Consider the following 21,332-nt stretch of genomic DNA (forward strand, 5'->3'; position numbering starts at 1 on the left):
GCGGTTGGGGCTCGACGACGACATCGCGATCCTGGCCGGCGCGCCGCTCCTCGGCTTCCTCGGCGCCGATGTGCTGCGCCTTCTCTCGTTCGCGGCCGAGCGGCGCAGCCTCGCGCCCGGTGAGCGGCTGTTCGCCCGGGGCGAGGCGGCGAATGGCGGTTTCGTCGTCCTGTCGGGAACCCTGGTCCTCGCGCCCCGGATCGCCGGGGACGAGCCCCTGACCGTCGGCCCCTCGTCCGTCATCGGCCGGCTCGCCCTGCTCCTACCCGGCGAGCGCCCGACGGACGCCCATGCGGCGACGGCGGCGGAGGTGCTGCGCATTCCGCCCGTGGTCCTGCGCCGCATTCTGGCGGAATTCCCCCAGGCCGCGCAGGCGATCCACGACGAACTCGCGGCCGATCTCGCCGACCTCCAGCACGACCTCGACGGCGTCGGCCTGCGCCTGTCCGCCGAGGTTCCGGTGACGTCCCCCGACACCGCAGGCGAGACCATCCGTTCAGGGTGACAGGGCAGGCGGGCTTTTGTAAGCACGGGACCTTCGTTCACGCCGGAAGATCGCCATGTCCCACGCCGCCTCCCACGCCGATCTGGCCACCACCATCGAGACCGCCTGGGAGGAGCGCGCCGGCATCGACACCGGCACCAAGGGTGCCGTGCGCGACGCCGTCGAGCACGCCCTCGACCTCCTCGATTCCGGCAAGGCCCGCGTCGCCGAGAAGGTCGGCGACGACTGGCAGGTCAACCAGTGGCTCAAGAAGGCGGTGCTGCTGTCCTTCCGCCTCAACGACATGGAGATCATCCATGGCGGCCCCGAGGGCGCGACGTGGTGGGACAAGGTCCCGTCCAAGTTCGAGGGCTGGAAGAAGAAGCATTTTCGCGAGGCCGGCTTCCGGGCGGTGCCCGGCTGCGTCGTGCGGCGCGGCTCCTACATCGCGCCCGGCGCGGTGCTGATGCCGTCCTTCATCAACCTCGGCGCCCATGTGGGCGAGGGCACCATGGTGGACACCTGGGTCACCATCGGCTCCTGCGCGCAGGTCGGCAAGAACTGTCACATCTCCGGCGGCGCCGGCATCGCGGGCGTGCTGGAGCCGCTCCAGGCCAACCCGGTGATCATCGAGGACAATTGCTTCATCGGCGCCCGCGCCGAAGTCGCCGAGGGCGTGATCGTCGGCGAGGGCAGCGTGCTCTCCATGGGCGTCTATATCGGCGCCTCGACCAAGATCATCGACCGCACCACCGGCGAGGTCATGTACGGCCGGGTGCCGCCCTATTCCGTCGTGGTCTCGGGCACCACGCCCGGCAAGAACCTGCCGGACGGCACGCCGGGTCCGGGCCTGTACTGCGCCGTCATCGTCAAGCGCGTCGATGCCGGCACCCGCTCGAAGACCGCCATCAACGAGCTGCTGCGCACCTGAGGCTCAACCCTTGTCACCGTCGGGGCCGGGCACATGTCCCTGGCCCCGACCCCGCCCGAGAATCGCGATGATCGAGCCGGCCTGTTCCGCCCGTAGCCTGCCCCTGACCGTCGCGGGCCGGCCGATGCCGACGCCGTGCGATGTGATCGGCAACGGCCCCGACGCCCTGCTGCTGCCGGCCCTGTCGTCGATCTCGGCCCGGGTCGAGATGCGGCCCCTCGCCCGGGATCTGGGCCACGATTTTCGCTGCCACGTGCCGGATTGGCCGGGCTTCGGCGACCGGGCCCGGCCGCGGATGCCCCTGAACCCCGCCACGATGCACGCCTTCCTCGACGCCCTCCTGGCGGTGGAGCGCGGCCCCTATGCCCTGGGCGTCGCGGCGGGCCATGCGGCGCCCTACCTCGTGGCCGCCGCCCGGCGCCATCCCGGCCTGTTCGGCCGCCTCGTCCTCGTGGCGCCGACCTGGCGCGGCCCCCTGCCCACGGTGATGGGGCCGGAGCGGCGCGGCCTCATCGCGGGCATCCGCCGGGCCATCGAGGCGCCCCTCCTCGGCGAAGCCCTGTACCGGCTCAACATCAGCCCGCCGGTGATCGGCCGGATGATGCGCGCGCATGTCTATGCCGATCCGGCCCATGTCACCCCGGGGGTGATCGCCGACAAGCACGCCGTCACCCGCCATCCGGGTGGCCGCTTCGGCACCGCCGCCTTCGTCACCGGGGGCCTCGACCCCTGCGAGAGCCGCAAGGACTTTCTGGACCTGTTCACGGACGACGCCCTGCCGTCGATCCTCGTCCTGCGCCCGGAGCGGGCGCCGCGCCGGTCCGGCGCCGAGATGGACGCCCTCGTCGCCACGGGCCATGTTGGGCGCGCGTCGATTCCCGGCGCCCTCAGCCCGCACGAGGAATATCCCGGCGAAGTGGCGGCGGCGATCCGCGCCGGCTGAGCCGCGCGTCGGCTTTCGTTCAGGCCGGGTGTGGATAAGATGCGGCTTACGCCATGGGACCGTCGCACGGGAACCCTATAGCGTGAGGCTTGCTTTGTTTTCGCACGCGCCGCCCCACCTTGGCGCCGCACACCGGACCCGAGAGACGCCGATGGCCCGCCTGCCCCTCGCCCTCGCCCTGCTCGTCGGGATCGCCCCCGCCCGCGCCGAGGAAGCCCCGAAGGCCCCCGCCGCCGCCCCCTCCGTGGCGGTGACGCCGGTGGTTCCGGGCAAGCCCGCGCGCCAGCCCTACCTGTCGGACGCCATGGCGCCCGACACCACGGCGATCCTGCCGCCGCCGCCCCGGGGGCAATCGGCGGCCGAGACGGCCGACAAGGCGGCGTTCACCGCCACCCGGTCGCTCAAGGGCAGCCCCCGCTGGGATCTCGCGGCCACCGACGTCGCCGATGGCGCCTCGGCGATCCTCGACGATTTCGCCTGCGTCATCGGCCAGCGCATCGACCAGACCCGTGCGCCGGCCCTCATGACCCTCCTCGAACGCAGCCGCCTCGACATCGCCCACGCGGTCCGGGGACCGAAAGACCATTACCGCCGCATCCGTCCCTTCGTCGGCAACGAGGCCGAGATCTGCGTCGTCCGCTCGGCGGAGATCGGCAACGCCTTCAGCTTCCCGTCGAGCCACGCGGCGCAGGGTTGGGCCTATGCGGCGATCATGGCGGCGATCATGCCCGCGAAGGCGACGGACTTCTTCCAGCGCGCGCGGTCCTACGGCGAGAGCCGCGTGGTGTGCGGCCTTCACTGGATGAGCGATGTCCAGGCCGGTGCCATCGCGGGCGGCATCGTGTTCGGTGCGCTGCAGGGCGATGCCGGCTTTCGCGCGGATCTGGAGCGCGCCCGGGTGGAAGTGACCAAGCTCATCGCCAGCGGCGGCACAGCCCCCGATCAGGCGATCTGCGCCCGCGAGGCCGTGGGACGCGCCCCGATCCTGTAGCGCGTGCCGAGAGCCGTCGAATACGACAAGGCCCGCCGGATCGCTCCGGCGGGCCTTCGTGTTTCCCGTGAAATCGGGTCTCGGTCTCAGAGCCGCGTGGCGGTGGCCTGCTTCGTCCGGCGCCGCCTGGCCAGGATGTTCAGACCCTCGACACCGGCCGAGAACGCCATGGCGGTGTAGATGTAGCCCTTGGAGACATGGGCGCCGAAGCCTTCGGCGATCAGCGTCATGCCGATCATGATGAGGAAGCCGAGGGCCAGCATCACCACCGTGGGGTTGGCGGCGATGAAGCGCGAGAGCGGGTCGGCGGCGAGCAGCATCACGGTGACGGCCGTCACCACGGCCACCACCATGATCGGGACGTGCTCGGTCATGCCGACGGCGGTGATGATGCTGTCGATGGAGAACACGAGGTCGAGGACGAGGATCTGGCCGATGGCGGCGGCGAAGCCGAGGGTGGCCGCCTTGCCGACGCCGCCCGCCTTGTCCTCCGGCTCCATGGTGTGGTGGATCTCCTTCGTGGCTTTCCACAGGAGGAACAGGCCGCCGCCGATGAGGATGAGATCGCGCCAGGAGAACGCCTTGTCGAACACCGTGAAGACCGGCTGCGTCAGGGCGACGATGTAGGCGACGGTTCCGAGGAGGCCGAGGCGCAGGATGAGGGCGAGGCCGATGCCGATCCGCCGCGCCCGCGTCTGCTGATCGGGCGGCAGCTTGTTGGTGATGATCGAGATGAAGATCAGGTTGTCGATGCCGAGCACCACCTCCATGACGACGAGGGTGGCGAGGGCCGCCCAGGCGGTGGGATCGCTGAGAAGGGGAAGAATGCTGTCCACGGGAAGTCCGACTTTCGAAGGTCTCAGAAGGGCAGGGTGAAGCCGGGGCGCGCGACGCCGGGGCGCTGCGACGCCTCGGGCGCGAAGATGCGCACCGCCCTGGGGCAGACCTTGAAGTGGGCGGGTGTGTAGGTGGACAGCTCGCCGTCCGTGTTCACCGGCCGGGGCTTCTTCGTCTTCACCACGATCTCGGTGGTGTCGAAGGCCCGCACATCCGCCGCCTTGCCTTGCGTGCCGCGCCGCAGGGCCGGCAGCAGGGCCAGCAGCCGCCACCAGTGCTTCACCTCCAGGCTGTAGAAATCGAGCTTGCCGTCGTCGACGGTGGCCGTCTCCTCCACGGTCATGCCGCCGCCATAGTGACGGCCGTTGCCGACGGAAACCTGGATGGTCGTGATGGTCTCGGTCTGGCCGTCGTGTTCGAGGTAGACCGTGAACGGTCTCACCCGGCGCAGGACCCGGATGGCGGCGATGGCGTAGCCGAGGGTGCCCCACTTCTTCTTCGATTCCGCCGTGAGGTCGCCGGCGAGTTCCGCCGAGAAGCCGATGCTGGCCACGTTGAAATAATAGTGTCCGTTGACCCGGCCGAGGTCGACGGGCCGGGCCTCCTCCGTGGTGATGAGGCCGGCGGCGGCCACGGGGTCGGTGGGCAGGCCGAGCGACCGGGCGAGATCGTTGGCGGTGCCCAGCGGCAGGATGCCGAGCGGCAGGCCGGTCTCCACCAGGGCGGGGGCCGCCGCGTTCAGGGTGCCGTCGCCGCCGCCGAGGATCACGAGGTCGCTCGCGCCGGCATGGCGCTTGATCACCGCCGTGCAATCGGGATCGCCCGGCGGCTCGAACGGCTCGATGCCGCCCTGGCGCAGGGTGTCGCGCACGGCGTCGAGGGAAAAGCCGCCGTTGCGGGCCTTGGGGTTGACGAGGAGGAGGGCCCGCCGGGCCTGACCGCCGCCGCTCATGCGACGGCCCCGGAGGCGAAGGGGCTACGGTACGGTATCGTCATGAGGTCTCGAACCCTCCGGTGCGTTCGCGCCGCGTGAGCGCAAAGGCAGAGAAGGGGTCCGACATCACGGTCAACGCCTCGACCGCCAGAGGGGCCCGGACCCAGTCCGGTCAAGGTGGGTTGCAGCGCGACAATGGCAAGACCGGACCACCCGGGAAACCGTTGGCTTTCGCGTCCGGAGTGAAGCGCACGTCAATTCCGGGGAGCGAATGCCCTGTGGGCAAATGGCCTGTGGGAATGATGCGAAACCGAGCGTGCTCAGGAAACGTTCATGCTTCGGTGACCGGTCCCACCACACTCCTCCGAACTGGTCGCGATTTCGGTGATGATTGCCATGCGTTACGGCTCCTGCTCCGTCTGCTCCGCCGCGCTGATCGGCGCCCTTCTGGTGGCCGGGCCGGCCCTGGCCCAATCCCGTCCGGGCTGGGTCGATCCGCCGGCCAAGAGTGAGGGCAAGGGCGCGGTCGAGGCTGCCCCGAAGGCCGAGACAAGCCCGATGCCCGAAGCCGCACCGTCTCAGGCGGCGTCCCCGAGCCCGGCCGCCCGGACCGAGTCGCCGCGGCGCGTGACCCGGGCGGAGCGGAGGCCGGAGGCCGCCCCCCGTCGCGGTGCCCGGCCGGTCGCTCGGCCGCGTCGCCTCGCCGAGCCGGCGCCCCGGCGCCTCTCCGAGGTGCCCGTCCGCCCGCCCCTGCCCATGGCCTCGTCCGAGCGTTTCCCCGAATGGGCCGCCGCCGCGACGCGCCTCACCGACGATTACCTCGACAGCGTGTCGGCGCCGGGCCTCGGGATCGTCACGGCGGCGCCGCGCTTCTACGGCGAGACGGTGCGGTTCCACGGTCGGACCCTGTCGTTGGCGGCGCTGATGGCCGAGAAGCGCAGCTTCGCCGCCCGCTGGCCGGTGCGGACCTATCAGGCGCAGGGCGGCGCGACCCACGTCGCCTGCCATGCCGCCACCGCCACCTGCATCGTGCGGACCACCTTCGATTACCGGGCCGAGAACCCGGCGCGCGGCGCCCGCGCCCAGGGCGTGTCGGAACTCGTCCTCACCGTCGACCTGTCCGGTGACCGGCCGGTCATCGTGTCGGAAACCAGCCGCGTCCTGCGCCGCTATGGTCCTGGGCCGCTCGGCGCTATAGCGGGACGCACGCGCGGGGCCTGAGCGCCGCGCCGAGAGCCCTGGAAGTGGTCACCGCCTTGGAAGCGAGCGCCTTGAACCCCCGCGATCCGGACTCCGCGAACGCGCCCGACGGGGCGCGTGCCGCCCTGCGGGCGCGGATCGCCGAGGAAGTCGAACGCCAGGGGGGGCATCCCCTGGCGCGGCGGACCCTCGCGTTGCTGGTGGAATCGGCCCTGGCGCCCGAGGAATCCGCGAACGGCGAACGCTTCCGTGACCGGCGTGCGCAACCACGCGGCGGCGATCCCGTCACCTCGCCCGAAGGCACCGTCGCCCCCGAGGCGACGCCCGACCTGCCCCTGACCCTGACCGCGTATGTGAGCCTGCTGCGCGAGCGGCACCCGACCCTGTTCGCCCCGCCGGCGCCCGAACCCGCGCCGGTGGAGGCCGGCCCCCCGCCCGCCGGGGAATCGCCCGCGCCGGGGGCACCGGCCCGCTTGATCGCCGCCCAGACCGTTCTCGCCCGAACCCTCCTCAACCGCGCCGCCGCCCGGGGCCGCGCCGTATCCGTTCGAACCGCCGCGCGCTGGCAGGATCTGCGTCGGCGCTACGAAGCCCGACGCGCCGAGACGCCGACGCAGACGCCCGCCGGGACGGCTTCCATCTTGGAGGCGCCGCGCGGCCCCGGTGCGTTCGTGCGCGGGGCGGCCGGGGGCCTGCGGGGCCGGATCGCCGATGCGGGGGCGCGCCTTCAGGGTGCCGGCCGCGAGGGCGGTATCCTGCGCGACCGCCGGGTCCTCGTCGTCGGCGCGGGCCTCCTCGGCCTCCTCGCCGTGGTGGTCCTGATTCCCCCCGTCGCGGAGGGCACCAGACCCGCCCCGGCGACGGCGCCCCAGGCCGAAGCCATCCCGACCCCGCCGACCCGGGCGGAGACGCCGCCCGCCGACGAGGCGGCCAAGGCCGGCGGCACGGCCCTCACCGGCTCCGCCGAGGTGATCGACACCGCAACCCTGCGCGTGGCCGGCAAGCTCGTGCGCCTGTTCGGCGTCGAATGGGTGCGCGGCGGCCAGGCCGACGAGCTGACGCGCTACCTCGCCGGGCGGACCGTGACCTGCCAGCCCGTGGCCGGCAGTGAAGCGCGCCAGTGCGAGGTCGACGGCCGCGACCTCTCGGAGGTGGTGCTGTTCAACGGCGGCGGCCGGGCCTCGGCCGAGGCGACGCCCGACCTCGTGGCCGCCGAGGATCGCGCCCGCACGGAACGGCTCGGCGTCTGGGCCCGGTAGGGCGGGTCGGAGAATCGGGGCGCGGCCCGGTCGCACAAATCTTAAGCGACCTTTGCTCAAACCATGCCCATGGGGCATGGGTGGTCTACGGGCGCTCCCCCTCCCGTCCCCCGGGGCGGGAGCCTATTTGTCTTTTGTGCGCTGCAAAATTTTGCGGCAGATGACAAATCCGGAAAGCCAAGCCCGTGACCCTCTCCCTCCTCGCCACCCTCAAGTCTCACTGGAAGGACAACGAAACCGCCCGCCAGATCGCCCTGCTGACGGACCGCGAACTCGCGGATATCGGTGCCGACCGCATCGGCGGCCGCATCCTGACGAAGGTGCAGAACTACCGCGTCGCCGATGGCCTACGCCGGACGCCGACGCCCCTGCGCTACGCCTCGTTCCCCTCGGGCTGAGCGCCCCCTCCGTTTCGCGCGCCTGAACACGCCGGCCCCTGGGCCGGCGTTTCCATGTGCGCTGCAACACAGAGCGGTGGGGTTACCCGAACGCCCCGACCTCGTGCTGGATCATGCCCGAGAGTTCGCGCACCCGGGCGAACGAGCGGCGGATGGGCTCGAACAGGGTGCCGTGCTCGGCCTCGTAAGTGCCGACGTCGCGCGGCCCCGCCGGTTCGCCGAAGTTGAGGCCCAACGTCGGGTCCGGCGTCACCGGGAAGATATCCTCCAGGAGGGTCAGGCAGCCGTCGATGTCGAGGCGCAGGAAGCGCTCGATGAGGGCCTCGCGGCTGATCCCCGATTGCGGCCGGAAGCCCGGAATGTGCACGGCCAGGAACCAGATCCGGTGGATCAGGGCGAGGCGGATGGCGTGCAGCAGGGTGAGGCGCGGCGACATTGTGCCGAGATCCGGCGCCGCCGTCCGCAGGCTGAGCCAGTCGCGGGTGAGTTGGCCGAACAGCCGGCGGAGATCGGGGGCGAGGCGCAGGCGGTCGAGGGCTGTGGCGATGACCACGAGTTCGTCGCGCCGGTCGTCGCGCTGGGTGCGGCGCGCGCGCTCCAGCCACACCGCCGGATCGAGGGTGTCGATATAGGCGCGCAGCACGTCGAGATCGCCGACGCTCGCCGCGTGCTGCACGAGGCGGAAAGCCCGCGAGAACCGCGCGGAATCGCGGCGCATGTCGCGGAACAGGTCCGGCGCCCGGCCCGCCGCCCGGCCGACGCCGTGCAGGGAATTCGCCAGGAACCCGAGTTGCTGCAGGATGGCGTTGTTCGGGATCGCCCGCATCTGGCGCGGATGGGTGATCGTCGCCGGACCGCCGCCATCGGATTGGCGCGCCACCGGGCGCGAGCCCGTGCGGTCGAGGAGGCTCGGGCCGAAGGTGCCCAGCAGGGCCGCGTAGCCCGGATCGTCCACCAGGGCCTCCATGTCCTGGCGCACCACCGTAAAGAACTCGGCGGAGAAATCGGACTCGGCGTAGATGGGATCGTCGGCCTCGTCGGCCCCGCTCGCCGCATCGGATAGAACATAGTCGGCAAATGAATCGTCGTCCGCGACGTCGAGGGCGAAGACGTGCTCGGCGATGCGCTCCACCGTGGCCTGGGCCAGGGGCAGGGTGCCGAACATGAGGTAGCCGTCCGAGCCCTGGAAGCTCGATTCGAGGCGAACCCGGATGCCCGCCGCCCGGTTGCGCCGCCGGGCATCCTCGGGCGCCAGATAGGCGAGGCGGTCGCGCAGGCTTGTCGGATGCGCGCCGCGGCCGATGGATTCGCCGTGGGTGTCGAAGATCGCGAGCTCGACCCCCGTGAGGTCGTTCTGCGTCATGAGTTCGGTGATGCGCAGGCGCAGGCGCTCGATCCAGAAGCTCGCCGCCAGCTGGCCGACGTAGCGCCCGGAATCCGAGTAGCCGAACTGCACCGTGAGGCGGCCGATGCGCTTGAGATATTGCCGCCAATGCGGATTGCGCAGGGCGTCGTCGAGGACGCGGATGCCCTGTTCCAGGGCCGAGGCCGTCTCGAACAGGGGCGTGATCTCGACCTTGTCGGCGATCCCGTAATGCCGGGCGAGCCACAGGGCGGCGAGGAGGGTGTAGCCCGTCTCCGTCTCGGCGATGAGGAACCGCACGGGGTGGGTTCCGTCCACGTGCTTCAGGATCTGCGTGATGGTCATCATCAGCCGGGCGGCCGAGGCCCGTTCGGCGGCGAGGGCGCCGAAATCCACGTCCACGGCCTGAACGTCGTTGAGCAGGGCGTGGATGGTGGCGAGGTGCGAGCGGCGCTGGGCGGCATCCGTCGGCTCGCCCTCGAGGTCGGTCACCCGGCGCACGGCGTTGTGGATCTGGCTGGCGTTGAGCCGGAAATGCGGCAGGGCATTCGAGAGCCCGTGGGTGGCGATGCCCGCGCGCAGGATCGCGATGGTGCGCCGCTCCTCGTCCGTCGTGACCCCGCCCATGGCCCCGGCGAGACCGGCCAGGATCGCGGTGGCATCGGTCTGGGCGCGCTCGCGCTCGATGATGAGGGCGAGGGCGAAGCGGTGCACCGCCTCCAGGGACGGCTTGGTGCCGAGGCGCGGCGCCACGGCGAGCTGGCGGTTGACGGCGGCGAGGGCCCCGGCGGTGAGATCGCGCACCACCTGGGTCGCGGGCACGCCCGGCAGTTCGCGGTTGAGGCGGTCGAGCTGCATCCGCTTGGATTCGAGGCGGTAGCGCAGGGTGTCCCACCAACCGATATCCGTGCGCCCGTCGGTGTCGCAGCCGACCCAGCTCGCGATGGCGAAGGGTTTCGGCACGAGTTCGGTCCAGCGGTCGGGCCAGCGCTCCCGCGCCGCCATCAGCAGGGCGTCGTTGAAGGCGTCGACGGCGGCCCGGCCGTGATTGGCGGCGATGCAGGCCTGATCGAACTCGTCGTCGAGGGAAATGGCCGGATCGGGGCGGGTCGAGAGGGCGGCGGCCTTGTCCGTCAGGGGTCGGCGGGCCGCCGCGTCCGATGCCGTCGCGGCCTGGGCGATGAGGCCGGCCACGGCCCGGGGCATGCCGAAGGTCGGATGCGCGGTGAACACCACGGCGAACCCGGTGCGGCCGACGAGATCGCGAAACGCCTCGAAATCGCCCTGGCGCCGGGGAACCGCCGCGACGAGGCGGGCCGGCATGGCGTTCTCCCGCGTGTCATGGCCATCGAGGCCGACATAGGCACGCAGGCGCTCGGCGCGGGCGGCGAGGGACTGGCCCCGCAGCCGCGCGAACAGGGCGTCGAGGTCCGCTTCGCCGATCTCACCCCGGTCGAACCGGCGGGTGATGGCCAGGGTCACCGCCAGCACGGGATTGCGGAACGGGTCTTCCGCCGCCTGCTCGCGCGAGTCCTCGATCAGCCCGAGGAGATCGGCCTCCAGGGTCTCGGGGTTCGCACTCGTCGCGTGATCCGGGCTGCGGTCCTGCCTGCGCATCGATCGACCTTGGTACGGGGTGGATGGCTGTCGCCATAGGACAGCCCGACGTGGGGGGAGCAAGGCCCGGCGATGCATACCGCGTGGACAGGATGGCCGCGTGGACAGGATGGCCGCACCGAAGCCCCGCGCGCTTCACGCAAGGACCGTTCCGGCCCCGATGTTCGAGCCCGGCGGCGGATGCATCGCGGATCATCCTGGGGTAACGCTGGTAACCGCATGGAAACCACCTTGATCCTGGCGGCGCTCGCGGCCTTCACCCTCTCGTGCCTCGTGGTGATGGCGATGATGGCGCGCGCGCGGCGCCCCGAACTGCGCATGGAACGCGAAGAGGACCTGATGGAGGACGGGGAAGAGACCCTGATGCGCAGCGTCGAGCCGCCCCGGGCCAGCCCCATCGACCGGTCGGCGACGATCCTGCCCATCGAACCGGACACCCGCCCCCCCGGCGACGGACCGCGTCGATGAGCCCCCCCATGCGCCCGTCGGCCCTCGCCCTCGCCGCCGCCCTCGCCCTGTGGGGACCGATGGCCGCGGCTCAGGACGCGCCCGCCATCGAGGCTCCCGCCGATCCCGCTCCCCCGCCGCGCAAGGCCCCGCCCCGGAAGGCCAAGCCGAAGCCGAAGGCCACCGCGCCGGCGCCGGAGGAGGCCAAGCCGGCGCCCGACGAGACCAAGCCCGCCCCGGAGCCCGTGACGCCCGCCGCCGCGCCGCCGCCTGAGCCGCGCCCGGACCTCACCGTCGCCTGCGCCGACAAGGCCGCGCTCTACGAAGGCTCGAACAACTTTTCCGTCTGGGTGACGCGCACGGGCTTCGTGGTCATCGAGAATCCCCTTCGGCCCCTCACCCCGGAAAGCGCGCGGGTGCTCCAGGTCGTGATCGCCGGCAAGGTCGCCACGGCGTATGGCCCGGACCTGTTCGCCCTGCGCCGGGGCGGGGCCCCCGCCGCCCTGGAAGCCGCGACGGGCGGAACCCTGCGCTGGGACGCGACGCCGACGCCCCTGCCCGACACCTTGAACATCGTCTCCGAAGCCGGCCAACCCCTGGCGCAACTGGCCTTCCAATCCTGCGGCGACGCGCCGGCGGTCAAGGCAGCCCCGGTCGCCAAGGCCAGGGGCGCCAGCAAGGCCAAGGCCGCCGCGCGGCCGAAGGCTCCCAAGGCGGCGCCGGCGGGTCCGCCCGGCATCCCGCTGCCGGCTTCGGCCCTTTGAGAGCCCTCACGCAACGCTCCTCTCCGAACGGTCCTCGCCCCGAAGGCGACGGTGCGGCGGGAGTTTTGTGAGAGACACCGAGCCTGACACGGGCGCCTGTAACGCCCTAAGAGTGCCTCACGAAACTCCCGATCACGGTCGGCTCTTGCCTTGGGCTCGACGGCGCCACGGGAGTTTCGTGAGAGACACTAAGCCGGAGATGCCCATGGATACGGGACCGGGCGGAGCGACCGCCGCCGACATCATCGCCCGCCTCGGGCTGATCCCGCACCCCGAGGGCGGCCATTACCGCGAGACGTTCCGCGATCCCCGGACCGTCGATGGGCGCTCCGTCGGCAGCGCGATCTACTATCTGCTCGATACGGGCGAGGTGTCCGAATGGCACCGGGTCGATGCCGCCGAGATCTGGCACTGGCATGCCGGCGCGCCCCTGGTGCTCACCACGAGCCCCAACGGCCACGACGCGGCCGCCACCCATCTCGGCCCCGATCTCGCGCGGGGGCAGCGGCCGCAGATCGTGGTTCCGGCCGGGCATTGGCAGACGGCGACGAGCCTGGGCGCCTGGACCCTCGTCGGCTGCACGGTCTCACCGGCCTTCACCTTCAAGGGATTCGAGATGGCCCCGGCGAACTGGCGGCCCACGCCGCGGGCGCCGAAATAATCCCCCATCACGGAAATAAAAGTTTCCGCTGCCGCTTGTCGCAAACGGGTGCAACATAAATTCATGGGTCTCCGCCACCTCCTGGGAGCCCCCGACGTGCGTCGCCCCGTTACCGCCGCCATGATCCCCCTGGCCGTGTTCCTCGCCGGCTCACCCCATGCCCGGGCCGACCCGGCGCCGGGTTCCACCGCCGATGCGTCGCTCAAGAGCGAGGGGCCGTCACAGCCGGTGAAGGTCGAGGAGGGAACCTACAAGGACAAGGACGGCACGCCGACCTACCACGTCACCCAGGGCGGCAAGATGGTCGATTGGCCGACCATGGCGGGCTACCTGCGCTACAATTCGAATTGCATCGTCTGCCACGGGCCGGACGGGGCCGGATCGACCTACGCGCCGTCCCTCGTCGATGCCCTCAAGCACGACGATTACGCCACCTTCGTGGGCATCGTGGCGGGCGGCAAGAAAGACATCAGCTCCTCGCAGGAACTGGTGATGCCGGCCTTCGGCGAGAACCGGAACGTGATGTGCTATATCGACGACATCTACGTCTATCTGCGGGCCCGGTCCGAGGGGGTCGTCGGTCGCGGGCGGCCCGCGGAGCACGAGCCGAAATCCGACGCGTACAAGAAGCGCGAGGATGCCTGCATGGGCTGAGGCGCCCAAACCAAAGCAACGGCGGCCGTGCGGCCGCCGTCGCGAGCGATCAGGCGATGTACTGGCCGCCGTTGATGGTGATGGTCGAGCCGGTGACGAAGCCCGAATCTTCGGCCGCGAGGTACTCGACGGCGCGGGCGATCTCCTCGGCCTCGCCGAGGCGGCCGACGGGGATGGTGCCGATGATCTTGTTGCGGATGTCCTCCGGCACCGCCATCACCATCTCGGTGGCGACGTAGCCGGGCGCGATCACGTTGACGGTGATGCCCTTGCCGGCACTCTCCTGGGCGAGGGCCTTGGCGAAGCCGATGACGCCGGCCTTGGCCGCCGAATAGTTGGTCTGGCCGGCCTGGCCCTTCTGGCCGTTGATCGATGAGATCAGGATGATGCGGCCGAAATTGCGCGAGCGCATGCCTTCGATCAGCGGACGCGTGCAGGTGAACATCGAGTCGAGGTTGGTCTTGATGACCGCCTGCCACTTGTCGAAGGTCATCTTGTGGAACGCGCCGTCGCGGGTGATGCCGGCGTTGTTCACCAGGATGTCGATGGGGCCGACTTCCGCCTCGATCTGCTTGATGCCGGCCTCGCAGGCGGCATAATCACCGACGTCGAACTTGAAGACCGGGATGCCGGTCTCGGCCTTGAAAGCGTTGGCGGCCTCGTCGTTGCCACCGTAATTGGCGGCGACCTTGTAGCCCTTGGCCTTGAGGCCCTTCGAGATGGCGGCACCGATGCCGCGCGTTCCGCCGGTGACGAGGGCGACGCGTTCCTGAGCCATGATTTCCTCCGGTTTTTCGATTTTTGCAGGCTTCTGAAGGGGTGTCGCGTGCGGCTTTAGCTGGCGAGGCCACCGGCACGCGACCCATTTAAATTTGCGGCGCCGTCAAGAATTCCCGAACCGGCGCCGCGACTTCGCGCGCGGTCAGACGCGCTCGACACACATGGCGACGCCCATGCCGCCGCCGATGCAGAGGGTGGCGAGACCCTTCTTGGCGTCGCGGCGCTTCAGCTCGTGCAGCAGGGTGACGAGGACGCGGGCACCGGAGGCGCCGATGGGGTGGCCGATGGCGATGGCGCCGCCATTGACGTTCACCTTGTCGGTGTCCCAACCCATGTCCTTGTTCACGGCGAGCGCCTGGGCGGCGAACGCCTCGTTGGCCTCGACGAGATCGAGGTCGGACGGCTTCCAGCCGGCCTTGTCGAGGGCCTTGCGCGAGGCCGGGATCGGGCCGGTGCCCATGATCTTCGGATCGACGCCGGCGGTGGCCCAGGACACGATCTTGGCGAGCGGCTTGATGCCCCGACGCTCGGCCTCGGAGGCCGACATCAGCACGATGGCGGCGGCGCCGTCGTTGAGGCCGGAGGCGTTGGCGGCCGTCACGGTGCCGTCCTTCGAGAAGGCGGGCTTGAGCTTGGCCATCGCCTCGACGGTGGCGCCGTCACGGATGTACTCGTCCGTGTCGACGATCGTGTCGCCCTTGCGGCCCGACACGGTGACGGGGGCGATCTCCTCCTTGAAGCGGCCTTCCTTGCGGGCGGCCTCGGCCTTGTTCTGCGACTTGGCCGCGAAGGCGTCCTGCTCCTCGCGGGTGAGCTGGAACGCCTGGGCCACGTTCTCGGCGGTGGTGCCCATGTGGTAGCCGTTGAAGGCGTCCCACAGGCCGTCCTTGATCATGGTGTCGACGAGCTTGACGTCGCCCATCTTCTGGCCGCCGCGCAGGTACTGCGCGTGGGGGGAGAGGGACATGGATTCCTGGCCGCCGGCCACGATGACGGTGGCGTCGCCGTTGGCGATCTGCTGCATGCCGATGGCCACCGTGCGCAGGCCGGAGCCGCAGACCTGGTTGAGGCCCCAGGCCGTCGCCTTCTCGGGGATGCCGGCCTTGATGGCTGCCTGGCGGGCCGGGTTCTGGCCGGCGCCGGCGGTGAGCACTTGGCCGAAGATCACCTCGTCCACGTCGTCGGGCGAGACGCCGGCGCGCTCCAGGGCGGCCTTGATCGCCACGGCGCCGAGTTCGTGGGCCGGTACGGTGTTGAAGGCCCCGCCGAACGAGCCGACGGCGGTGCGGGCCGCCCCGACGATGACGATGTCTTCTGCTGCCATGGATGGTCTCCTCATGCCGGCCGGCGCTCCGTTATCGCCCTCGAGCGGGCGCGCCTTGTGCCTTCGCCCCCGGATGAAAGCCGACGACCTTGCGAAGTCAAGGCGGTTTGACGCGGACACCGCCGCCCTGTCACCACCGGATCGGCACTCTTCCGCGTGGACTGTGGCGAGATAGGTGTTTTCGTCGGCGGGCGAACGCCTTAAGGTGGACCAGGCGGATCGGGAACACTCTCGTCCCCGCATGCGTCGTCGGACAATCGAGCGGCCAGCATGATCGCGTCGGGAGAGGCCCCCAGAAATGGCGGACAACGGTAAGTCCAACCACACCGTCATCAAGAAATATGCCAATCGCCGTCTCTATCACACCGGCACCTCGACCTACGTCACCCTCGACGACCTCGCGACGATGGTCCAGAACGGCGAGGATTTCCTCGTCTACGACGCGCGCTCGGGCGACGACATCACCCGCTCGGTGCTGACGCAGATCATCTTCGAGCAGGAGAACAAGGCCGGGGACGACAACCTGCTGCCCGTCGCCTTCCTGCGCCAGCTCATCCGCTTCTACGGCGACAGCATGCGCACCATGGTGCCGAGCTTCCTCGAATTCTCCATGGCCAACTTCGCCCGCGATCAGGACGGCCTGCGCGAAAAGATGAGCCAGAGCTTCGCCCCGACGGTGTTCCAGAACGCCATGGAGGAGCAGGTGCGCGCCAACATGAGCTTCTTCGGCGATGCCATGAAGATGTTCACCACCTTCGGCACCGGGCCGCTCTCCGGCATGGGCGCGCATCCCTCGGCCGCCGCCCCGGCGCAGCCGCCCGCTCCGGCCCCCAGCGGCAACGACCTCGACGACCTGAAACGGCAGATGGCCGAGATGCAATCGCGCCTCGAGAATCTGGCGAAGAAGTAGGCCGCCCGGCGCCCCGGCCAAAGATTGACGAACCGTTAAGCGCGCCCCACTTCTTGCATCCTACACCCCGACTCCAGACGGGACCGGATGCCATGGCGCGATTTGAGACGAGCGATCATCCCGAAACGGAACGGACTCCGGCCTACGATCTCGTGGTGATCCCGGGGGGCGAGGCTTACGGCACGCGCCGGCCCGCGCCGCCGCGCCCGGATTCGGGCTTCCTCACCCAACTGCTCCTCGGCGCCAATCCGGTGTTGCGGCCGACCCGCCTCGATCGGACACGCAATGCCGCCGCCACCTACGCCGCCATGGCCCGCCAGACGGCGTGAACCAGTCCGGAAACGGCAAAAAGGCCGTGACCGCCCGGGCGGATCACGACCTTGTCGCGACAATCCTAGAACGGCCGCCGGAGCGGCCCGCCTCACCGAAGGGCGAGGCGTGAAGGCTCAGGCCTCGGCCGACTTCACCTTCAGCACCTGACGACCGCGGTACATGCCGGTCTTCAGGTCGATGTGGTGGGGACGGCGCAGCTCGCCCGAATCCTTGTCGGCGACATAGGTCGGGGCCTTGAGGGCGTCGGCGGACCGGCGCATGCCGCGCCGCGAGGGGGAGGTCTTGCGCTTCGGAACGGCCATGGGATGATCCTGTCGATGGCAAAAGGGTGCCTCAAGACGACCTCCTCCGGGAGAATCGCCTCGGCACCGTGTTCAAACGGAGATTCGAGGCGGGCTTATAACCGCGCCGGATCGCCATGGCTAGGGGTGTCGCGCGCCTGATCGAACGGCGCCCATCCCCAGCGACATCCCCGGCCGCATCCGCCCCGTTCGAGGAAACCGGATCCTCCGCCCGATCGGCGCGCGACCGGACGACGGGGTCGTACCGTTAAGCCGCGGTTCAAGCGCGCTTTCCCAGATTGTCCGGTGTCGGCGCGGCATCGCGACCGCGTCACGATCCGGGAGATTCCCATGTCGTCATCCCTTCTGCGCAGCCTCGCCGTCCTGGCTTGCTTCGCCACGGCGCCCGCCCTCGCACAATCCCCGAGCCCCGCGACCCCGGCGACGAAGCCCGCCCCCGCCGTGCCGGCGCCCGCGAACCCGACGCCCCCCACCGTGGCGGCGCCGAAGGCTCCCACGACCGGCAAGCCCGAGGCCAAGACGGAGACGAAGACGGAGGCCAAATCCGAAAAGGCCGCGCTGATCGACCTCAACAGCGCCACCCCGGCCGAACTCGATGCCCTGCCGGGCATCGGCACCGCCCGCGCGGCGGCCATCGTCAAGGGCCGGCCCTATCACGGCAAGGACGAACTCGTGTCGAAGAAGATCATCCCGCAGGGCGTCTACGACGGCATCAAGGACCGGGTGATCGCCAAGCAGAAGTAGCGCGGTGCGTGCCGAGGGCGGGAGCGCCTTCGGCACGCCCGGATCGGCCCGGGCTTGTCGGGCCGGAGGGTGGATGATAGGCGCGGATCTTTCCGACCGGCAGCGAAATCCCCCATGGCCCCCCAGCCCCTCGTGCGCGTCCATCGCGGCGACCTTCCGGCCGATTACGTCGCCGGCCCCGCCCTCGCCATCGACACCGAGACCCTCGGGCTGAACCCGCATCGGGACCGGCTGTGCGTGGTGCAGATCTCCCGCGGCGACGGCAGCGCCGACGTGGTGCAGATCGTCCCCGGCGGACCGGCGCCGGCGATGCTGCAGCGGGTGATGGGCGATCCCGAGATCCTGAAGATCTTCCACTTCGCCCGGTTCGATCTCGCGGTGCTGTTCAAGGCCCTCGGGGTGATGCCCGGCCCGGTCTACTGCACCAAGATCGCCTCGAAGCTCGCCCGCACCTACACCGACCGTCACGGCCTCAAGGACGTGGTCCGCGAACTCGTCGGCGTCGATCTGTCGAAGCAGCAGCAATCCTCCGATTGGGGCGCCGAGACCCTGAGCCAGGCCCAGGTCGATTACGCGGCCTCCGACGTGCTCTATCTCCACGCCGCCCGCGCCCGCCTCGACACGATGCTGGCCCGCGAGGGCCGCACCGACATGGCCCAGGCCTGCTTCGACTTCCTGCCGACCCGCGCCCGCCTCGATCTCGCCGGCTGGCCCGAGACCGACATCTTCGCGCATACTTGAGGGAGCGCCCGGACGGGCGGGTGTGCCGTCGCACACGGGCACCGCATCGACCTTGATGATTTCGCAAGGCGATGGTCATAACTTCGCCATGGCCCGCACGCATCCGGCGGCATGTTTGGGACGATCATGCAGGTGGACGAGTCCAGCCAGACCGGGGCCGTCCCCATCCGCGTCGATGCACGCCGGACCCGCGCCCACGCGCGGGCCCGCAGCCACAGCACGCGGGTGCACGCCCTGCGGCGGCTCATCCCCGTCGTGGCCGGCGGTTCGGTGCTGGCGCTGGCCGCCGTTCTGTTCAACCCCTTCGGCACCACCCTGCCGAGCGTCGGCATCGGCCCGGTGAGCCTGTCGGGCACCAAGGTGAAGATGGAGAGCCCGCGCCTGTCCGGCTTCCGGCAGGGCGAGCGCGGCTACGAGGTCACCGCCACCGCCGCGTTTCAGGACGTGCGCAAGCCGACCCTCATCGAATTGCAGGCCATGAAGGGACACCTCGCCACCGACGACAAGGGCGGCGTCGCCCACCTCGAAGCGGCGGCGGGCCTGTTCGACACGGCGCGGGAATCCCTGACCCTGAACCAGGACATCCGCATCTGGACGGACAAGGGCGAGGAGATTCGCCTCTCGACGGCGGCGGTGGATTTCAAGGCCGGCACGGTGAAGTCGAACGAACCCGTGACCGTGACGATCCCGAGCGGAACCGTGGGGGCCGACACCCTCGACGTGAGCGACAGCGGCCATGTGATCTCCTTCGTGGGCAACGTCCATACGGTGCTGCACGAGACCGACAGGGCCGGAAAGCCGGGCAAGCCCGCGCGGGTCCTGACCTCGTCCGCCGAACCGACGGACGGCGAGGCCCGGCCGTGACGCCCGTCCGCTCCCTGATCGTGGCGGCCCTCGCGGCCGGACTGACGCTCGCCGCACCGGCCGTGGCGCAGACGCCCGCCAAGAAAGACAAGCCGGCCGGTCTCGGCAATCTCGGCGGCGGCGGCAAGGAGCCGATCAAGATCGACGCCGACCGCCTCGATGTGTTCGACCGCGAGAACAAGGCGGTCTTCGCCGGCAACGTCGTGGCGGTCCAGGGGGACAGCACCATCCGCTGCTCCAGCATGACCGTGCGCTACAAGCGCGCCAAGAAGGACGACAAGAAGACCGGCGCCGCCAAGGAGTCCGTTGAGACGGCCGAGGCGAGCGAGAAGCCCGCCGGCGGCTCCGAGAAGGCCGCCGGCGGCATGGGCGAAAACGGCATCCAGCGGGTGGAATGCGCCGGCCCCGTCACGGTGGTGCAGAAGGATCAGGTCGCCACCGGCGACAACGCCGTCTTCGATCAGGAGGCCAAGCGCATCGTGCTCACGGGCAACGTCGTGCTGAGCCAGTGCCAGAACGTGACCCGCGGCTCGCGCCTCGTCTACGACATGAACACCGGCCGGGCGAACATGGACCCCGTGGCCGGCGGCCGGGTCTCGGCCCTGTTCGTGCCGCAGAAGGACGAGGGCGCCAAGGGCGCCAAGGGCTGCGCCCAACCGGCCGCCGCCGCGAAGGCCGCGCCGAAGCCGGCTGAACCCGTCACGACCGACCCCACGAAGCCCCGGGCGCAGACCAATTGAGCGACGCAGCGCCGGCGGCCGCTCCGGCTGGCCGCCCCTCCCTGTTCGGCCGCCTGTTCGGCCGCGGCCATCGCGAGGCGGCCGCGCGGGAAGCCGCGATCCTCGCCGAGGGCGGCGGGCCGGGCATCCTCCACGTGCGCGGCCTGCGCAAGAGCTACGGCTCCCGCACGGTGGTGCACGAAGCCGGCCTGACCGTCCGCAACGGCGAGGCCGTGGGGTTGCTCGGCCCCAACGGCGCCGGCAAGACCACGATCTTCTACATGATCACCGGCCTGGTCTCGGCCGATCGCGGCGCGATCAGTCTCGATGGGCTGCCGATCACCCATCTGCCGATGTATCAGCGCGCCCGCCTCGGCATCGGCTACCTGCCGCAGGAAGCCTCGATCTTTCGCGGCCTCACGGTGGAGGACAACATCCGGGCGGTCCTCGAAGTCGCCGAACCGGACCGCAAGGAGCGCGCGCGAAAACTCGAATCCCTGCTGGAGGAATTCGACATCGCGCGCCTGCGCAAATCCCCCTCCATCGCCCTGTCGGGCGGCGAGCGCCGCCGCTGCGAGATCGCCCGGGCACTCGCCTCGTCCCCGAGCTTCATGCTCCTCGACGAGCCCTTCGCGGGCATCGATCCCATCGCGGTGGGTGACATCCAGGATCTGGTGAAGCACCTGAAGCAGCGCGGCATCGGCGTGCTCATCACCGACCACAACGTGCGCGAGACCCTCGGTCTCATCGACCGGGCCTACATCGCCCATTCGGGCCGCATCCTCACGGAGGGCACGCCCGAGGAGATCGTCGCCAACGCCGATGCGCGCCGTCTCTACCTCGGCGAAGATTTTCGCCTGTAAGGCTTCGCCTTACCCCCGCCACCGCCCCGTCCCGATCTCCTTCGACGACCGCTGGCGCTCGGCCCCGAGACCGTGCCCCCTGTGGTGCCGAGACCACGCCCCGCCGACAACCAGCGGTCGTCGACGCATTTCGCCAAAACTCGCCCGCCACGCTTTGACGAGCGGGTCGGTTGGCGCTAAACCTTGGAATGTCAAAAAAGAAGCAAGATTGATGCCGAGACTCGGCTCACGGTGACGTGCGCCGTCGAGTTCCGGGGGCAACTCGGGGG

The 21,332-nt window shown here is 70.4% G+C and carries 24 protein-coding genes; 18 read left to right on the forward strand and 6 right to left on the reverse strand.

Features of this window, described 5'->3' with window-relative positions:
- Window positions 1-4: 4 nt before the first annotated feature.
- From BM249_RS09945 to BM249_RS09960, 4 genes are all read left to right on the forward strand, one after another.
- Window positions 5-505 carry a cyclic nucleotide-binding domain-containing protein gene (locus BM249_RS09945; RefSeq protein ID WP_091971385.1) on the forward strand — a complete coding sequence of 167 codons (501 nt, stop codon included), beginning with the start codon at window positions 5-7 and terminating at the stop codon, window positions 503-505.
- A 55-nt stretch (window positions 506-560) separates the two neighbouring features.
- Window positions 561-1,415 carry a 2,3,4,5-tetrahydropyridine-2,6-dicarboxylate N-succinyltransferase gene (gene dapD / locus BM249_RS09950; protein ID WP_091971387.1) on the forward strand — a complete coding sequence of 285 codons (855 nt, stop codon included), beginning with the start codon at window positions 561-563 and terminating at the stop codon, window positions 1,413-1,415.
- A 67-nt stretch (window positions 1,416-1,482) separates the two neighbouring features.
- Window positions 1,483-2,358 (forward strand): alpha/beta fold hydrolase, encoded by an 876-nt coding sequence (locus BM249_RS09955; protein WP_143103730.1) that lies wholly within the window; start codon window positions 1,483-1,485, stop codon window positions 2,356-2,358.
- A gap of 151 nt (window positions 2,359-2,509) precedes the next feature.
- Complete coding sequence (locus BM249_RS09960; RefSeq protein ID WP_091971389.1) at window positions 2,510-3,349, forward strand: acid phosphatase; 840 nt, start codon at window positions 2,510-2,512, stop codon at window positions 3,347-3,349.
- Between the two features lie 86 nt (window positions 3,350-3,435).
- Here BM249_RS09960 and BM249_RS09965 read toward each other — a convergent pair whose 3' ends face one another.
- Window positions 3,436-4,185, reverse strand: coding sequence for a TerC family protein (locus BM249_RS09965; RefSeq protein WP_091971391.1), 750 nt, complete (start codon window positions 4,183-4,185; stop codon window positions 3,436-3,438).
- 23 nt (window positions 4,186-4,208) lie between these two features.
- Complete coding sequence (locus tag BM249_RS09970; protein WP_091971393.1) at window positions 4,209-5,138, reverse strand: lipid kinase; 930 nt, start codon at window positions 5,136-5,138, stop codon at window positions 4,209-4,211.
- Window positions 5,139-5,507: 369 nt separating this feature from the next.
- On the opposite strand from BM249_RS09970, the gene BM249_RS09975 reads away from it, so the two are divergent.
- From BM249_RS09975 to BM249_RS09985, 3 genes are all read left to right on the forward strand, one after another.
- Window positions 5,508-6,341: a hypothetical protein gene (locus BM249_RS09975; RefSeq protein WP_342029853.1), complete on the forward strand. Its 834-nt coding sequence runs from the start codon at window positions 5,508-5,510 to the stop codon at window positions 6,339-6,341.
- Window positions 6,342-6,364: 23 nt separating this feature from the next.
- Window positions 6,365-7,579 carry a thermonuclease family protein gene (locus tag BM249_RS21650; RefSeq protein WP_177232379.1) on the forward strand — a complete coding sequence of 405 codons (1,215 nt, stop codon included), beginning with the start codon at window positions 6,365-6,367 and terminating at the stop codon, window positions 7,577-7,579.
- A 185-nt stretch (window positions 7,580-7,764) separates the two neighbouring features.
- Window positions 7,765-7,977, forward strand: coding sequence for a YjiS-like domain-containing protein (locus BM249_RS09985; RefSeq protein WP_177232380.1), 213 nt, complete (start codon window positions 7,765-7,767; stop codon window positions 7,975-7,977).
- A gap of 82 nt (window positions 7,978-8,059) precedes the next feature.
- Here BM249_RS09985 and BM249_RS09990 read toward each other — a convergent pair whose 3' ends face one another.
- Window positions 8,060-10,957 (reverse strand): phosphoenolpyruvate carboxylase, encoded by a 2,898-nt coding sequence (locus BM249_RS09990; RefSeq protein ID WP_091971396.1) that lies wholly within the window; start codon window positions 10,955-10,957, stop codon window positions 8,060-8,062.
- 219 nt (window positions 10,958-11,176) lie between these two features.
- Between BM249_RS09990 and BM249_RS09995 the strand changes: the two genes are divergently transcribed.
- The 4 genes from BM249_RS09995 (at window position 11,177) to BM249_RS10010 (ending at window position 13,483) form a co-directional block, all read left to right on the forward strand.
- Window positions 11,177-11,425 (forward strand): hypothetical protein, encoded by a 249-nt coding sequence (locus tag BM249_RS09995; RefSeq protein ID WP_091971398.1) that lies wholly within the window; start codon window positions 11,177-11,179, stop codon window positions 11,423-11,425.
- Window positions 11,422-12,168 carry a hypothetical protein gene (locus BM249_RS10000; RefSeq protein WP_244528677.1) on the forward strand — a complete coding sequence of 249 codons (747 nt, stop codon included), beginning with the start codon at window positions 11,422-11,424 and terminating at the stop codon, window positions 12,166-12,168. Before BM249_RS09995 ends, BM249_RS10000 begins: the two co-directional genes overlap by 4 nt.
- A gap of 205 nt (window positions 12,169-12,373) precedes the next feature.
- Complete coding sequence (locus BM249_RS10005; RefSeq protein WP_091971401.1) at window positions 12,374-12,829, forward strand: cupin domain-containing protein; 456 nt, start codon at window positions 12,374-12,376, stop codon at window positions 12,827-12,829.
- 120 nt (window positions 12,830-12,949) lie between these two features.
- Window positions 12,950-13,483, forward strand: coding sequence for a c-type cytochrome, methanol metabolism-related (locus BM249_RS10010; RefSeq protein WP_177232386.1), 534 nt, complete (start codon window positions 12,950-12,952; stop codon window positions 13,481-13,483).
- A gap of 49 nt (window positions 13,484-13,532) precedes the next feature.
- On the opposite strand, the gene phbB is transcribed toward BM249_RS10010, so the two are convergent.
- Window positions 13,533-14,261 (reverse strand): acetoacetyl-CoA reductase, encoded by a 729-nt coding sequence (gene phbB / locus BM249_RS10015; protein WP_091971403.1) that lies wholly within the window; start codon window positions 14,259-14,261, stop codon window positions 13,533-13,535.
- Window positions 14,262-14,405: 144 nt separating this feature from the next.
- Window positions 14,406-15,587, reverse strand: coding sequence for an acetyl-CoA C-acetyltransferase (locus tag BM249_RS10020; RefSeq protein ID WP_091971405.1), 1,182 nt, complete (start codon window positions 15,585-15,587; stop codon window positions 14,406-14,408).
- Between the two features lie 298 nt (window positions 15,588-15,885).
- Between BM249_RS10020 and phaR the strand changes: the two genes are divergently transcribed.
- On the forward strand, window positions 15,886-16,497 hold the full coding sequence (phaR, locus tag BM249_RS10025; protein WP_091971407.1) for a polyhydroxyalkanoate synthesis repressor PhaR: 612 nt from the start codon (window positions 15,886-15,888) through the stop codon (window positions 16,495-16,497).
- A 92-nt stretch (window positions 16,498-16,589) separates the two neighbouring features.
- Window positions 16,590-16,826 carry a hypothetical protein gene (locus tag BM249_RS10030; protein ID WP_091971409.1) on the forward strand — a complete coding sequence of 79 codons (237 nt, stop codon included), beginning with the start codon at window positions 16,590-16,592 and terminating at the stop codon, window positions 16,824-16,826.
- Between the two features lie 117 nt (window positions 16,827-16,943).
- Here the strand turns inward: BM249_RS10030 and rpmF are convergent, their stop codons facing one another.
- Window positions 16,944-17,132: a 50S ribosomal protein L32 gene (gene rpmF, locus BM249_RS10035; protein ID WP_018046018.1), complete on the reverse strand. Its 189-nt coding sequence runs from the start codon at window positions 17,130-17,132 to the stop codon at window positions 16,944-16,946.
- Window positions 17,133-17,462: 330 nt separating this feature from the next.
- On the opposite strand from rpmF, the gene BM249_RS10040 reads away from it, so the two are divergent.
- From BM249_RS10040 to lptB, 5 genes are all read left to right on the forward strand, one after another.
- On the forward strand, window positions 17,463-17,876 hold the full coding sequence (locus tag BM249_RS10040; RefSeq protein WP_091971411.1) for a ComEA family DNA-binding protein: 414 nt from the start codon (window positions 17,463-17,465) through the stop codon (window positions 17,874-17,876).
- Window positions 17,877-17,990: 114 nt separating this feature from the next.
- The gene (locus tag BM249_RS10045; protein ID WP_091971413.1) at window positions 17,991-18,617 is read left to right on the forward strand and encodes a ribonuclease D; all 627 of its coding nucleotides are present in this window, start codon (window positions 17,991-17,993) and stop codon (window positions 18,615-18,617) included.
- 126 nt (window positions 18,618-18,743) lie between these two features.
- Window positions 18,744-19,481: an LPS export ABC transporter periplasmic protein LptC gene (gene lptC, locus BM249_RS10050; RefSeq protein ID WP_091971415.1), complete on the forward strand. Its 738-nt coding sequence runs from the start codon at window positions 18,744-18,746 to the stop codon at window positions 19,479-19,481.
- Window positions 19,478-20,221, forward strand: a complete 744-nt coding sequence (locus tag BM249_RS10055) for an LptA/OstA family protein (protein WP_091971417.1) — start codon at window positions 19,478-19,480, stop codon at window positions 20,219-20,221. Before lptC ends, BM249_RS10055 begins: the two co-directional genes overlap by 4 nt.
- Window positions 20,218-21,063: an LPS export ABC transporter ATP-binding protein gene (lptB, locus tag BM249_RS10060; protein WP_091971419.1), complete on the forward strand. Its 846-nt coding sequence runs from the start codon at window positions 20,218-20,220 to the stop codon at window positions 21,061-21,063. The genes BM249_RS10055 and lptB overlap by 4 nt, the downstream gene beginning before the upstream one ends.
- Window positions 21,064-21,332 lie beyond the last annotated feature (269 nt).

The organism is Methylobacterium gossipiicola, assembly GCF_900113485.1.
GTDB lineage: Bacteria > Pseudomonadota > Alphaproteobacteria > Rhizobiales > Beijerinckiaceae > Methylobacterium > Methylobacterium gossipiicola.